Raw genomic sequence first — 12,864 nt, 5'->3', positions numbered from 1 at the left:
TCAAGACGCTTTCGACGTGTTTTAATACTTTCCGTTGCATATTCTTAGAAAATAAACACGTTTTTATCATGGCAGGGAGCGAGAGTCGTAGGGATACGGAGGAGTCCGAGAACGGAGACACCGAGAGAGATGGCATTCGAATCGATGACGTGTCTACACGCCGTAGGGAATGGAGTTCGGAACTTCTCGAACGAGTTGGTGCTACCAGCACAAGGCCTCCACACTATCCTGATTCGTGGTACAGAAACCGTACGATGCAGGAGGAGGCTCACAGGACTGTTGAAGGACAGGTGGACTGGATTCGAGAGATAGACCAGAAAGCAACCAAGACGTTACGATTCAATACTATACTACTCGGTCTTATCGTCCCTGCACTCTCGTTTGCCGTACAATATGAATTGGTTGATGAAATCGCGGAGTTCTACACGCCGCATATCGCTCTCGGAATCGGATGTCTCGTTGGGTCAATCGCACTCGCTGGTGTTACGTACACGTCTTCCAGTATCGAAGCGGGAGTTTCGAGCACCGATATACGAACTGCGAAAAATCAAGATTTGACCGATAAAGCGGTCCACGATACGATGATTGACAGTTACGCACGGTGGATTAAATCCAATAGGAAGACGATTTTCCGGAACACCGTCCTCATCACGTTCACTATTCTGCTGATGATTTCTGCCGTCGTCTTTCTCTCGCTCGGTGTTGCTTCTGCGTTGGTTGGTGAACTTCCGAAAAGTATCCGATATGGCTCTTACTTTGGCCTTCTCGCGGTGGCTGTTCTTTCCCAAGTTTTCTAAGATGTGGCCGATTGCAATCCCACCATTTATATACAATACACACGACATGTGTATGTATGAGCCGAAAGCCAGCGGATGCCGCGAATACGCCTCGGGCGAGAAAGCGGTACGCGAACGCTGGGAATAACGAGAAAACCCTCACCTTTGAGGGTGAGACGCTCGCACACAGTCCGAGACTCGGCCGCCGCCTCGTCGGTTGGGTCTCACAGCGATTTGACTGACCCTTTTTACGTCTCGTCCGACGTTCACTGGTGAGTCGTAGCCGAGGCCCCGCGCCTTCCGTATACACTCAACGACTGAGCCCGCGACGAGACCGTTTAGTAGCTCGAATCCCTACCTCGCTCCACAATGAGCGACGCCGACTCCGGGCCGCTTTCGCCCGACAGACCCGAGGCCGAGAGCGACTTCCGGGTCGATGCGCCCTTCGACCCGGCGGGCGACCAGCCCGAGGCCATCGAACAGCTCGCGGCGGGGTTCGACTCGGGCATGGACAAACAGACCCTGCTGGGGGTGACGGGGTCGGGCAAGACCAACACCGTCTCGTGGGTCGTCGAGGAAATCGAGATGCCGACCCTCGTCATCGCCCACAACAAGACGCTGGCCGCCCAGTTGTACGAGGAGTTCCGAAATCTGTTTCCCGACAACGCGGTCGAGTACTTCGTCTCCTACTACGACTACTACCAGCCCGAGGCCTACGTCGAGCAGACCGACAAGTACATCGAGAAGGACGCCTCCATCAACGAGGAGATAGACCGACTCAGGCACTCGGCGACCCGGTCGCTCCTCACGCGCGAGGACGTAATCGTCGTGGCGTCCGTCTCGGCCATCTACGGTCTGGGCGACCCGCGAAACTACGAGGAGATGAGCCTCCGTCTCGAAGTCGGCGACGAGGTCGGGCGCGACGAACTCCTCGCCAAGCTGGTGGACCTCAACTACGAGCGCAACGACGTGGACTTCACGCAGGGCACGTTCCGGGTGCGCGGGGACACCGTCGAGATATTCCCGATGTACGGCCGGTACGCCGTGCGGGTCGAGCTGTGGGGCGACGAGATAGACCGGATGATGAAGGTAGACCCCCTCGAAGGCGAAGTGGTGTCCCGGGAGTCGGCGGTCCTCGTCCACCCCGGGGAACACTACTCCATCCCCGAGCAGACGATGGAGGAGGCCATCGCCGAGATCGAGGACGACCTCGACGACCGCATCCGGTACTTCGAGCGCAACGACGACCTCGTCGCGGCCCAGCGCATCGAGGAGCGCACGACCTTCGACCTCGAAATGATGCGCGAGGCGGGCTACTGCTCGGGCATCGAGAACTACTCGGTCTACCTCTCGGACCGCGAGGTGGGCGACGCGCCTTACACCCTGCTCGATTACTTCCCCGACGACTTCTTGACGGTCATCGACGAGTCCCACCAGACCGTCCCCCAGATAAAGGGCCAGCTCGCGGGCGACAAGTCACGCAAGGAGTCGCTGGTCGGCAACGGCTTCCGGCTTCCGACCGCCTACGACAACCGCCCGCTCTCGTTCGAGGAGTTCGAGGAGAAGACCGACCGGACCCTCTACGTCTCGGCGACCCCGGCCGATTACGAGCGCGAACACAGCGACCAGATCGTCGAGCAGATCGTCCGGCCGACCCACCTCGTGGACCCGAAGGTCGAGGTCACGGACGCCTCGGGCCAGATAGACGACCTGATGGACCGCATCGACGCCCGGACCGACCGCGACGAGCGCGTGCTCGTGACCACCCTCACCAAGCGCATGGCCGAGGACCTCACCGAGTACCTCGAAGAGGCGGGCGTCGCGGTCGAGTACATGCACGACGAGACCGACACCCTCGAACGCCACGAACTCGTCCGAGGCCTCCGCCTCGGCGAGTTCGACGTGCTGGTGGGCATCAATCTCCTCCGAGAGGGCCTCGACATCCCGGAGGTGAGCCTCGTCGCCATCCTCGACGCCGACCAGCAGGGATTCCTCAGGTCCGAAACGTCGCTCGTTCAGACGATGGGCCGCGCGGCCCGGAACGTCAACGGCGAGGTCGTCCTCTACGCCGACGAGACCACCGACGCGATGGCGGCCGCCATCGGGGAGACCCAGCGCCGCCGCGAGATTCAGCGCGAGTACAACGACGAACACGGCTTCGAGGCGACCACCATCGACAAGGAGGTCTCGGAGGCCAACCTCCCGGGGAGCAAGACCGACACCTCCGGCGTCACCTCGGGTGAACCCGAGACCGACGACGAGGCCGCCCGGCGCATCGAGGAGCTAGAGGAGCGCATGAACGAGGCCGCGAGCAATCTGGAGTTCGAGCTGGCGGCCGACATCCGGGACAGGATTCGGGACCTCCGGGAGGAGTTCGAGGTGGACGTGGACGTGGAGGGCGACGGGGTGCCGGAGCCGAAAGGGGAGTTCTGAGAAACGGAGGAGAAACTGACCGCGTTACTAAACCTCAGCAAGGCGGTCGTAGATTTCGCGGTGCTTTTCCATGTCCCGTTTCACGATAAGCTGGCGGACCTGCTGGCGGAGCGCTTCGTTCTCTCGGACCTCCTGAATCGTGATCTCGCCGGTCTTGAGAGCGTGCAGTAGTTCTTCGCGGGAGAGGCCCTCCGGCGAGACTTCGAGGTCATCGGTACTCATCGTGAGCCTATCTACTCGGTTGTCGGGCATAAACTATGGGGACCGGCCATCCTCTTCCTCAGACTCGTTCCCCATGTTCTCGGCGACCTCCGTAAGTAAATCCAGACCTTCAAAGAGGTTCAGAACGTGCCCGATTTCGAACTCTTCGGCGATGCCCTCGAGGTACTCCACCGCGGTTTCGGGATTGATGAAGTCTTCGCGAATCGAGATGAGAATAAGCATCGCTTCCAGTTCCGCTTGATACTCCAGTTCGTATCCGTTCCAGAAGTAGAAATAGACAGTAGTAGCGAGGGCTGTGCGCTTGTTTCCGTCTACAAACGGATGATTGGCGGCGATGAGCCGCATAAGCTGATAGGCCTTCTCGTGGAGGGTTTCGGGACCTTCTCCGAAGTGGCCGTGTTCGATGTGGTCGATGGCGTACTCTAAGTCACCGCGGTTTTTCAGACCGGGTTCGGCGTTGGGATCGTCTTCGATGATGTCGCCGTGAATATCGATGATCTCCTCGACAGTAGGATAAGAATAGGACGGGTCATAACGGGCTTCAATGTCGACCTCGTCTTCATCCTCGGTCATCCTGGCTCATCCGACGAACGGAACTATTTTAAATCCCAGTATGACGACGAAACCAGGACGGGATATCATTCGGTTTGCGACTGTTTGGTTATCGCGGTCTCATCGTCCACGTCGTCCAACTCCGCCAGCATCTCGTCCACGTCGTCCAGCCCCAGCCACTCCTCGGTCTCGGCGTCGAACTCCCTGCTCTCCAGCACCTCGCCGTCGACCTTCACGTCGCTCCCGGTCAGGTGCTTGCCGTATCGGCCCACCAGCGACGAGAGTTCCTGCGGGAGGACGAACGTCGTCGAGTCGCCCTGCCCGATGGCGTCCAGCGTCTCCATGCCCTTGTCGAGGACCGCGCGCTCGCCCATCGACTCGGCCGAGCGCGCCCGCAGAACCGTCGAGACCGCGTCGCCTTGGGCCTCCAGCACCTGACTCCGCTTCTCGCCCTGCGCGCGGATGATGTCCGACTGCTTGTCGCCTTGAGCCCTCTCGATGGCGCTGCGGCGCTCGCCCTGCGCTTCGAGAATCATCGCGCGGCGGCGGCGCTCGGCCGCGGTCTGCTGTTCCATCGCACTCACGACGGTCGGCGTGGGCATCACCGACTGGACCTCGACGGCCTCGACCCGGACGCCCCACTGGTCGGTCTGGGGGTCGAGCTCCTCGTGGATGCGGGCGTTTATCTCGGCCCGCTGGCGCAGGGTGTCGTCGAGGTCCATGTCGCCGACCACGGCCCGGAGGGTGGTCTGGGCGAGGTTCGCCACCGCGTCGCGGTAGTCCTCGACCTCCAGATACGCCTTCTCGGCGTCCATCACCCGGACGAAGATGACCGCGTCGGCGGTCACGGGCGAGTTGTCCCGCGTGATGGCCTCCTGCGGGGGAACGTCGAGCGTCTGGGTCCGCATGTCGAAGGTGTGGGTCGCGCTGACCAGCGGCGGGACGACGTTGAGTCCCGGTTGGAGCAGGCCCCGGTACTCGCCGAACACGGTGAGCGCCCGCTTCTCGTAGGCCCCGACGATCTCCACGGCGCTGGAGAGGAGCGCGGCCGCGAGCCCCAGTACGAGCAGGCCGACCGCCGTCACGGCGTCGAGGTACGGGAGAGCGACGAGGAGGCCGACCACGACCGCTCCGACGACCGCGACCGTCGAGCGGTCCACCCCCGAGGTGAGCCGCCCCAGTTCGTAGAAGGGGCCGTTCATATCAGTTACACGACGCCCCACGGGCTTAACGGTTGACGTTTATGTCACTGGGAAGCGACGAGGGAATATGGCGAACGTGCGCTCGGCCCTCGCCCGCGGCTTCGCGGTCGCAGTGGTCCTCGTCCTCCTGCTGGTCGGCGGGTACGTCCTCGTCCGAGGCGGGTTCGGTGGGGAGGGACTGCTCGCGTACCTGCTCGCGCTCGCCCTCGCGACGGGAGGCGCCGTCGGCATCTGGACGGAGCGCTATCGGGCGTCGCTGGCGGCGACGGTCGGGATGGTCGTGCTGGCGCTGTTGCAGTCGCCGTTCCTGCTCGGACTCGCGGTCCTGCTGGCCGTCGCGCTGGTGGTGGGGTGGTCGGGGCGAACGCGCGAGCGACTGGAGGTCGATTAGAGCCGCGATTGCAGGGTCTCGGCGGTCTTCTCGCCGACCCCCTCGACCTCGCGCAACTCCGCCACCGACGCCTCCCGAACTCCCTCGACGCTCCCGAAGCGCCGGAGGAGCCTCCGGCGCGTCTCGGGTCCGATTCCGGGCACGTTGTCGAGTTCGGTCGAGACGTCGTCCCGGACCGTCTGGTGATACCGGACCGCGAACCGGTGGGCCTCGTCGCGGACGCGCTGGAGGACGTGGAGGTGGGCGGCGTCGCTCGGCCAGTCGTACGTTCCCCGGGGCGTGACGACGAGCTCCTCGTCCTTGGCGAGCGCGACCGCGGGCACGTCCCACCCGGCGTCGGCGAGCGCCTCGCGGGCGGCCGAGAGCTGGCCCGCGCCGCCGTCGATGAGAAGCAGGTCGGGGTCCGGCCGGTCGTCCCTGCCCTCGACGGCGCGGTCGGCCCGCCACCGAACGAGGTCGTACATGTTGGCGTAGTCGTCGTTGCGGTCGTCGAGCTTCTTTCGCCGGTAGCCCGACTTGTCGGCCGACCCGTCCTCGAAGGAGACGTCGCTCCCGACGACCGCCGAGCCCTGCGCGTGGCTCACGTCGAACCCCTCGATGCGCCGGGGAACCGCGTCGAGGTCGAGGGCGTCGCGGAGCGCCGCGAGCGCGTCGGGTTCGCTCGCGCCCCACCGGGCGTTCTTCAGCGCGAGGTCGACGAGGGTCGCCTCCCGGCCCGCGCCGGGGACCCGCGCCGAGACCCCCTCGGCGTCGAGCCAGTCGAGGACCTCCTCGTCGGGGCGTTCGGAGAACAGGAGCGCGTCGGGCAGGTCGCGCTCGGCGTAGTACTGCGGGACGAACGCCGAGAGGACCGCGCCAGTTCGGGTGTCGATATTGGTGTCGCCGCCCTCCGGCACGCTCACGGCGTGGCGCTCGCGCTCGACCAATTGGCCCGACTCGCTGTGGAGGCGCGCCACCGTCGCCGAGTCGCCTTCGAGCGCGACCCCCAGCACGTCCACCGCGCGCTCGTCCCCCCGGCTGGAGACGGCCTCGCCAGCGCCGCCGTGGAAGCCCTCGACGGCGTCGAGCCTGTCGCGGAGATTGGCGGCGCGCTCGAACTCCCGCTGGCTGGCGGCCCGCTCCATCTCCCGGCGGAGCGGGTCGGCAAGCACCCCGGTCTCGCCCTCGAAGAACCGGACCACGGACTCAACGTCGGCGACGTACGACCCGCGGTCGATCTCGCCCGTGCAGGGCGCGGTGCAGAGGCCGATGTCGTAGTCGAGGCAGGGCCGGTCGCGATTCGCGAACTTGTGGTCCGAACACCCCCGCACGCCGTAGGTCTCTCTGAGGGCCTTCACCACGATTTCGACCCGCGTCTTGTTCGTGAAGGGGCCGAACACCCGCGGTCCGCGGGTGTTCGGGGAGTCGGCGACCGCACCACCGTTGCCGCGGGCCGCACCGCCGTCGCCGCGGGGCGGCCCGCGGCGACGGCCGCCCGACCCGCGACCCGCCCCGCGTCTGGCGGTCGCCTCGGGGTCGGGGTCCCGCGTTATCTCGATGCGGGGGTACTCGTGGTCGGTGAGCTGGACGAGCGGGTAGGACTTGTCGTCCTTCAGCCGGACGTTGTACCGGGGCTGGAACCGCTTGATGAGGTTGGCTTCGAGCAGGAGCGCCTGGGTCTCGGTGTCGGTGACCGAGTAGTCGATGGCGTCGGCGCGCTCGACCATCCGGCGGATGCGCCGCCCGCGCGGGTCGGCGTACGACCGCACGCGGTCCCGGATGTCGACCGCCTTCCCGACGTAGACGACGGTCCCGCCGTCCTCGAACTGGTACACTCCGGGCTCGCGCGGTAGCTCGTTCGCGCGTTCCCGGACCGCGTCCCCATCCATCGGGGCGAACTAGTCGCTCTGCGGCTTTGAACCTGTTCCTATCGCGGAGCGGAGCCGTCGGGCCACCTCCTCGCCGTCGTCGCCGTGGAGCGGAACCCGCATCGGCTCGCGGCCCGCGCGCTCGATGACGAGCTCCTGGGAGCGCGAGCCGAGATAGAGCGCGGTCAGCGACGCCGCGGCCAGCAACAGCAGTCCGCCGACGAGCAGGAAGCCGTCGGTGAGCGCGCCGAGGACGGTCGGGAGGAAATCGACCGTCCCGGCGATGCTCGCGCCCGGGCCGTTCTCCGGCGGGGTCGCGCCGCCCAACCGGTCGAGGATGCCGCTGGCCTTCAGGAGGACGCCGCCACCGAGCAGCACCGCGCCGTAGACGCCGATACGGGTCCCCCACGAGACGTACGAGTCCCGGCCGGTGGTCTCGACGCTCGCGTCGACCACGTTCGGCCGGTCTGCGTGGTCGAACCGGCGTCCGTCGCCGTCGGGCGTGAACACCAGCACGCGATGGGTCGTGACCGCGACGCGCGCGCCGTCGACCGAGAGCTCCTCTCGTACCTCCTCGCCCTGGAAGAGCATGCTGGACAGGCGGTCGTCCGTTGCCTGAGACAGCGGGGACTGGCTCATGGTCACCTCGTGGCCGGACGGACGGTGAACTGGTCGCGACTGATACTCCGTACCCCAGACTGCACGTGCGCCTGCCACCCGTACTCAGTCATTCGTCAGTCGGTACGCCGCTTTGCGTCTTAACACTACTGGCGGTGTCAGCGAAGAGAAACGACCGGCGGGCGACGACCCGGAGGATTCAACCCCCGGCCCGCCCTTGGTGGAGGTATGGACGAGACGCGACTCTGGCTGGTCGAGCGCACCTACACCGACAAGGGACTCGTCTCGCTGGTGTACGCCACCCCCGACGGCGAGCGCTCGCTCCACCGACAGCGGTCGATGAACGCGCTACGCCAGTCCGACGGCGTGACCGCCGCCGTCACCGCCGACCCCGAGAGCCTCGAACCCGTGGACGACGACGAGACCCGTCGGCGGTACGCCGAGGAGGTTGCCCGGATGGCCGAGGAACACGACCCCGACGACGCGGTGTAGTCGGGAATCGGACAGCCCGAGACGTGGTTCGTCGCGCAACGCGACAAGACAAGGGTTTACGTACGATGGGGCAAAACGCGGAACTATGGCCGCCATCGAACTGGACGACGTGACGAAACGGTACGGCGACGTGGTCGCCGTCCGGGACCTCTCTCTCGAAGTCGAGGAGGGCGAGGTGTTCGGCTTCCTCGGCCCGAACGGCGCGGGCAAGTCCACGACCATCAACATGCTACTGGACTTCGTTCGCCCGACCGAGGGCGAGATACGAGTGCTGGGCCTCGACGCCCACGACGACAGCGTCGCGGTTCGCGAGCGCCTCGGCGTCCTCCCCGAGGGGTTCTCGGTGTACGACCGACTGACCGGACGCCAGCACCTCGAATTCGCCATCGAGTCGAAGGGCGTCGACGCCGACCCCGACGCCCTCCTCGACCGAGTGGGTCTCGACCCGGCCGACCGCGACCGCAAGGCGGGAGGCTACTCGAAGGGGATGGCCCAGCGACTCGTCCTCGGGATGGCGCTGGTGGGCGACCCCGACCTCCTCATCCTCGACGAACCCTCCACGGGACTCGACCCCAACGGCGCGAAGCAGATGCGCGACATCGTGCGCCGGGAGGCCGACCGCGGTGCGACCGTCTTCTTCTCCAGCCACATCCTCGGACAGGTCGAGGCGGTCTGCGACCGCGTGGGCATCCTCCGCGGCGGCGAACTGGTCGCCGAGGACTCCATCGAGGGGCTTCGGGAGGCCGCCGGAAGCGACTCGGTGCTGAAGGTCCGGGTCGATTCGGTCCCCGAGGGCGCGCTCGCCGACCTCCGGGAGATCGACGGCGTCACCGAGGTCTCGCGCGAGGACCACCGCCTCCGCGTGACCTGCGACAGCGGCGTGAAGGCGACCGTCATCACGACGCTCGAATCCGCGGGCGCGGAGGTCGAGGACTTCGAGATGGAGGAGTCGTCGCTCGAAGACCTGTTCATGGCGTACACCGCCGAGGAACAGGAGGTGGAAGCATGACGTGGCAGGCCGTCGCCCGGAAGGACTTCCGGGACGCGGTGCGCTCGAAGTGGCTCTGGGCGCTGTCGCTGCTGTTCGTCGGGGTGTTCACCCTCCCGCCCATCCTCGTGTTCTACCTGGAGATGGGCGCGACCCCGCCGCAGGGCGAATCCGGCACCTCCGACGCGTTCGTCTACCTGATGAAGCAGGGGACCTCGGTCCTCATCCCGCTCATCGCCATCGTGGTCGCCTACGCCTCCATCACGCAGGAACGCGAGTCCGGGTCGCTGAAGCTCCTGCTCTCGCTTCCCCACTCCCGCGAGGACGTGGTGTTCGGCAAGGTGCTCGGACGGGCGGGCGTGCTGTCGCTGCCCATCGCCATCGGCTTCGCGGTCGCGGCGGTGGTCATCCTGCTCACGTCGCTCGATTTCCAGTTCGCTAACTTCGCGCTGTTCGCGGTGCTGACGGTGCTTCTCGGCGTCGTGTTCGTCGGCCTGTCGGTCGGCATCTCGGCGGCCGCGAGCACCGGTCGGCGCGCGATGGTCGCGGTCATCGGCTTCTTCTTCTGGTTCGTCATCCTCTGGAACTCCTTCGCGAACCAGACCGTGAACCTGCTCAACAGGTATCTGGACCTGGCGGGACAGACCCAGATGGAACTGGTGCTGTTGCTCAAGCTACTGAATCCGACGCAGGCGTACAAGACGCTCATCGACTCGTTCCTGCTGGAATCTGCGGTCCAGTCGCGGGTCATGACGTTCGGCTTCATGCGCCAGCAGGCCGCGGCTCAGGCGTTCGGCGACTCGCTCCCGGTGTACCTATCGAACGGGTTCGTCGTCTCGTACCTCCTGCTCTGGCTACTGGTCCCGGTCGCGGTCGGCTACTGGGTCTTCGAGAACGCCGACCTCTGAAGTCGCGGCTCCCCGATTTCGCCGACCTCTGAAGTCGCGGGTTCCCGGTTTCGCCGACCGCCGACGGCCGCCGCGCCGCGACGGCGCGGCGGCCGTCAGCGAATGCCTCACTCGGCCAGAAGCGCCTCGAACGCCTTCTCGTCCAGCGTCTCGACGCCGTGTTCCTCGGCGTCGTCCAACTTCGTCTGCCCCGCGCCCTCGCCGACCACGAGGTAGTCGGTGTTGCCCGAGACGCTACTCGTGGCGTTGCCCCCGTGGCGCTCGACCAGCTCTTGGGCCTCGTCGCGGGTGTAGCCGTCGAGTGCGCCGGTGAACACGAAGGTCAGCCCCGCCAGTTCGTCGCCCGTCTCGTCCTCCTCGGGGGTTTCGAGGGGCCCGACCGCGTCGAGCAGGTCGTCGATGACCTGCTCGTTCTGCTCGGAGTCGAAGAACTCCGCGATCTGGGCGGCGACTTTCGGGCCGACGCCCTCGACGGCCTCCAGTTGCTCGCGGTCGGCGGTCCGAATCGCATCGACGCTCCCGAACTCGCGAGCGAGGTCGGCGGCGGTGGCGGGGCCGACCTTCGGGATGCCGATGGCCGAGAGGAACTCCCGGAGCCGGGGGCGCTTGGACGCCTCCAGTTCGTTGAGGAGGTTCTGCGCACTGGTCTCGCCCCACCCGTCGAGGTCGGCGAGTTCGTCTTCCCTCCCCGGGAGGTCGTAGAGGTCGGCGAGGCTGTCGGTGACGAGTCCGGCCTCGATAAGCTGGTCGACGCGCTCGCCGCCCAGGCCCTCGATGTCGAGGCCGTCGTCGCTGGCGTAGTACTCGACGGCGCGCCGGAGCTGGGCGTCGCAGGCCAGCCCCCCGGTGCAGTAGGCGATGGGGCCGTCGAACTCGACCGGACTGTCACAGACCGGACACCGGTCGGGGAACTCGTAGTGGCCCTCGGCGTGCTTCTCGACGACCTCCGCGACGTAGGGGATGACATCGCCCGCGCGCTCGACCCGGACCTCGTCGCCGACGTTCACGTCCATCTCGGCGATCTCCTCGGGGTTGTGGAGGCTGGCGCGCGAGACGGTGACCCCGCCCACGTCCACGGGTTCGAGCAGGGCGACCGGCGTCAGGCGGCCGGTCCGGCCCACCTGCACCACGATGTCCGTGATGGTCGTGACCTCGGCGCGAGCGGGGAATTTGTAGGCGAACGCCCACCGGTAGGCGCGCTCTGTGGTCCCGAGTCGCTCGCAGGCGTCGAGGTCGTTCACCTTGATGACGACGCCGTCTATCTCGTAGTCGAGGTCGGCCCGCTCGTCCATCAGGCGGTCCCGGTACGCGATGGCGTCCTCGATGTCGTCGGTGCGCTCCGACCGGTCGTTGACCTTCAGGCCCCACTCGGGCAGAGTCTCGTGTTGCTCCCAGTGGGTGTCGAACTCCCGCGCTGGGGCGAGCGAGTCGTCGGACTCGTCCGACGACTCGCCTGCGGTTCGACGGACTTCGAGCACGTCGAAGAAGAACACGTCGAGCGGCCGCTCGGCGGTCACGCCGGGGTCCAGTTGGCGGAGGCTCCCCGCGGCCGCGTTCCGGGGATTCGCGAAGGGGTCCTCGCCGCGCTCGACGCGCTCGCTGTTGTGCTCGCGGAAGGCCTCCTCGGGCATGTACACCTCGCCCCGGACCGCGAGGAAGTCGGGGTACTCGCCCCGGAGTCGGTGGGGGACGCTCCCGATGGTCCGGACGTTCTCGGTCACGTCCTCGCCCGTGTGGCCGTCCCCGCGCGTGGCGGCCCGGACGTACTCGCCGTCCTCGTAGACCACTTCGACCGAGAGGCCGTCGAACTTGGGTTCGCAGACGTACTCGACGTGCTCACCCACTTCTCGCTCCATCCGCCGGGCGAACTCCCGGGCGTCGTCGGCGTCGCCGCTCGAATCGATGGAGAGCATCGGCGCGACGTGTTCGACCGTCCCGAGTTCGTCGAGGGGTTCGCCGCCGACCCGTCGCGTCGGACTGTCGGGCGTCTCCACGTCGAAGGCGTCTTCGAGGTCCCGCAGCCGGGTAAAGAGGGCGTCGTAGGTCCGGTCGGCGATTACCGGGTCGCTCTCGACGTAGTAGCGGTGGTCGTGGTACCGGATGGCCTCACGGAGCAGTTCGGCCTGTTCGTCGGCCTCGGCCTCCGACAGTCGCTCTATTGGTTCGAACTCCGTCGGCGGGTCCTCGACGTAGGGATTCTCGTCCGGGGTCGCCGCTGGCATTGGGTGGGTCTTGTCCGTTCCGCGGTAAAAACCCAGTCACGACGAACTCGGCTTTTAGGGGCGTAGCTCGGTGACGGAGACCTCGGGGTGGGACTGAAAGGGGTCGCTCGCTCGCGTTCACTTCAGTCGTCTAAGCGACATATTCGGCGCGGGCGGTGCGGAGAGCGCCGGATATGCCGCTGAGCGACCGCGAGCGAGCGGGGGCTTTCGCGG

At 66.3% G+C, this 12,864-nt stretch carries 12 protein-coding genes; 6 read left to right on the top strand and 6 right to left on the bottom strand.

Translation table 11 applies throughout. The features are described 5' to 3' along the window. The first annotated feature begins 68 nt into the window (after positions 1–68). A complete protein-coding gene (locus tag NGM10_RS09930; RefSeq protein ID WP_253478027.1) occupies positions 69–797 on the top strand; it encodes a hypothetical protein in 729 nt (242 codons plus the stop codon). A 348-nt stretch (positions 798–1,145) separates the two neighbouring features. Beyond that, a complete protein-coding gene (gene uvrB, locus NGM10_RS09925; RefSeq protein WP_253478024.1) occupies positions 1,146–3,209 on the top strand; it encodes an excinuclease ABC subunit UvrB in 2,064 nt (687 codons plus the stop codon). 27 nt (positions 3,210–3,236) lie between these two features. Here the strand turns inward: uvrB and NGM10_RS09920 are convergent, their stop codons facing one another. From NGM10_RS09920 to NGM10_RS09910, 3 genes are all read right to left on the bottom strand, one after another. Further along, positions 3,237–3,431, bottom strand: a complete 195-nt coding sequence (locus NGM10_RS09920; RefSeq protein WP_253478021.1) for a hypothetical protein — start codon at positions 3,429–3,431, stop codon at positions 3,237–3,239. 33 nt (positions 3,432–3,464) lie between these two features. Beyond that, positions 3,465–4,004 carry a type II toxin-antitoxin system death-on-curing family toxin gene (locus tag NGM10_RS09915; RefSeq protein ID WP_253478019.1) on the bottom strand — a complete coding sequence of 180 codons (540 nt, stop codon included), beginning with the start codon at positions 4,002–4,004 and terminating at the stop codon, positions 3,465–3,467. Between the two features lie 65 nt (positions 4,005–4,069). Continuing rightward, the gene (locus tag NGM10_RS09910) at positions 4,070–5,185 is read right to left on the bottom strand and encodes an SPFH domain-containing protein (protein ID WP_253478016.1); all 1,116 of its coding nucleotides are present in this window, start codon (positions 5,183–5,185) and stop codon (positions 4,070–4,072) included. Between the two features lie 67 nt (positions 5,186–5,252). Here NGM10_RS09910 and NGM10_RS09905 point away from each other — a divergent pair, with 67 nt between their 5' ends. Then, a complete protein-coding gene (locus tag NGM10_RS09905; RefSeq protein ID WP_253478014.1) occupies positions 5,253–5,576 on the top strand; it encodes a hypothetical protein in 324 nt (107 codons plus the stop codon). On the opposite strand, the gene NGM10_RS09900 is transcribed toward NGM10_RS09905, so the two are convergent. Both NGM10_RS09900 and NGM10_RS09895 read right to left on the bottom strand, forming a co-directional pair. After that, positions 5,573–7,444, bottom strand: a complete 1,872-nt coding sequence (locus tag NGM10_RS09900) for an excinuclease ABC subunit C (RefSeq protein WP_253478012.1) — start codon at positions 7,442–7,444, stop codon at positions 5,573–5,575. The two genes, NGM10_RS09905 and NGM10_RS09900, sit on opposite strands and share 4 nt — an antisense overlap. A 9-nt stretch (positions 7,445–7,453) precedes the next feature. Further along, a complete protein-coding gene (locus NGM10_RS09895; protein WP_253478010.1) occupies positions 7,454–8,062 on the bottom strand; it encodes a hypothetical protein in 609 nt (202 codons plus the stop codon). Between the two features lie 207 nt (positions 8,063–8,269). Between NGM10_RS09895 and NGM10_RS09890 the strand changes: the two genes are divergently transcribed. The 3 genes from NGM10_RS09890 (at position 8,270) to NGM10_RS09880 (ending at position 10,429) form a co-directional block, all read left to right on the top strand. Then, positions 8,270–8,533, top strand: coding sequence for a DUF7967 family protein (locus tag NGM10_RS09890; RefSeq protein WP_253478008.1), 264 nt, complete (start codon positions 8,270–8,272; stop codon positions 8,531–8,533). Positions 8,534–8,618: 85 nt separating this feature from the next. After that, the gene (locus tag NGM10_RS09885; RefSeq protein WP_253478004.1) at positions 8,619–9,542 is read left to right on the top strand and encodes an ABC transporter ATP-binding protein; all 924 of its coding nucleotides are present in this window, start codon (positions 8,619–8,621) and stop codon (positions 9,540–9,542) included. After that, the gene (locus NGM10_RS09880) at positions 9,539–10,429 is read left to right on the top strand and encodes an ABC transporter permease subunit (RefSeq protein WP_253478000.1); all 891 of its coding nucleotides are present in this window, start codon (positions 9,539–9,541) and stop codon (positions 10,427–10,429) included. The genes NGM10_RS09885 and NGM10_RS09880 overlap by 4 nt, the downstream gene beginning before the upstream one ends. 107 nt (positions 10,430–10,536) lie before the next feature. Here NGM10_RS09880 and ligA read toward each other — a convergent pair whose 3' ends face one another. Next, complete coding sequence (gene ligA, locus NGM10_RS09875) at positions 10,537–12,651, bottom strand: NAD-dependent DNA ligase LigA (protein ID WP_253477997.1); 2,115 nt, start codon at positions 12,649–12,651, stop codon at positions 10,537–10,539. Positions 12,652–12,864: the final 213 nt, after the last annotated feature.

It is taken from the genome of Halorussus salilacus (assembly GCF_024138125.1).
GTDB lineage: Archaea > Halobacteriota > Halobacteria > Halobacteriales > Haladaptataceae > Halorussus > Halorussus salilacus.
Note: the sequence above shows the minus strand (reverse complement) of the source record. Positions and strands in the feature narration are given on the sequence as shown.

Excerpts from the sequence above, each read along its gene's own strand:
- NGM10_RS09930 (WP_253478027.1), top strand. The coding sequence starts at position 69 with ATGGCAGGGAGCGAGAGTCGTAGGGATACGGAGGAGTCCGAGAACGGA.
- uvrB (WP_253478024.1), top strand. The coding sequence starts at position 1,146 with ATGAGCGACGCCGACTCCGGGCCGCTTTCGCCCGACAGACCCGAGGCC.
- NGM10_RS09920 (WP_253478021.1), bottom strand. The coding sequence starts at position 3,431 with ATGAGTACCGATGACCTCGAAGTCTCGCCGGAGGGCCTCTCCCGCGAA.
- NGM10_RS09915 (WP_253478019.1), bottom strand. The coding sequence starts at position 4,004 with ATGACCGAGGATGAAGACGAGGTCGACATTGAAGCCCGTTATGACCCG.
- NGM10_RS09910 (WP_253478016.1), bottom strand. The coding sequence starts at position 5,185 with ATGAACGGCCCCTTCTACGAACTGGGGCGGCTCACCTCGGGGGTGGAC.
- NGM10_RS09905 (WP_253478014.1), top strand. The coding sequence starts at position 5,253 with ATGGCGAACGTGCGCTCGGCCCTCGCCCGCGGCTTCGCGGTCGCAGTG.
- NGM10_RS09900 (WP_253478012.1), bottom strand. The coding sequence starts at position 7,444 with ATGGATGGGGACGCGGTCCGGGAACGCGCGAACGAGCTACCGCGCGAG.
- NGM10_RS09895 (WP_253478010.1), bottom strand. The coding sequence starts at position 8,062 with ATGAGCCAGTCCCCGCTGTCTCAGGCAACGGACGACCGCCTGTCCAGC.
- NGM10_RS09890 (WP_253478008.1), top strand. The coding sequence starts at position 8,270 with ATGGACGAGACGCGACTCTGGCTGGTCGAGCGCACCTACACCGACAAG.
- NGM10_RS09885 (WP_253478004.1), top strand. The coding sequence starts at position 8,619 with ATGGCCGCCATCGAACTGGACGACGTGACGAAACGGTACGGCGACGTG.
- NGM10_RS09880 (WP_253478000.1), top strand. The coding sequence starts at position 9,539 with ATGACGTGGCAGGCCGTCGCCCGGAAGGACTTCCGGGACGCGGTGCGC.
- ligA (WP_253477997.1), bottom strand. The coding sequence starts at position 12,651 with ATGCCAGCGGCGACCCCGGACGAGAATCCCTACGTCGAGGACCCGCCG.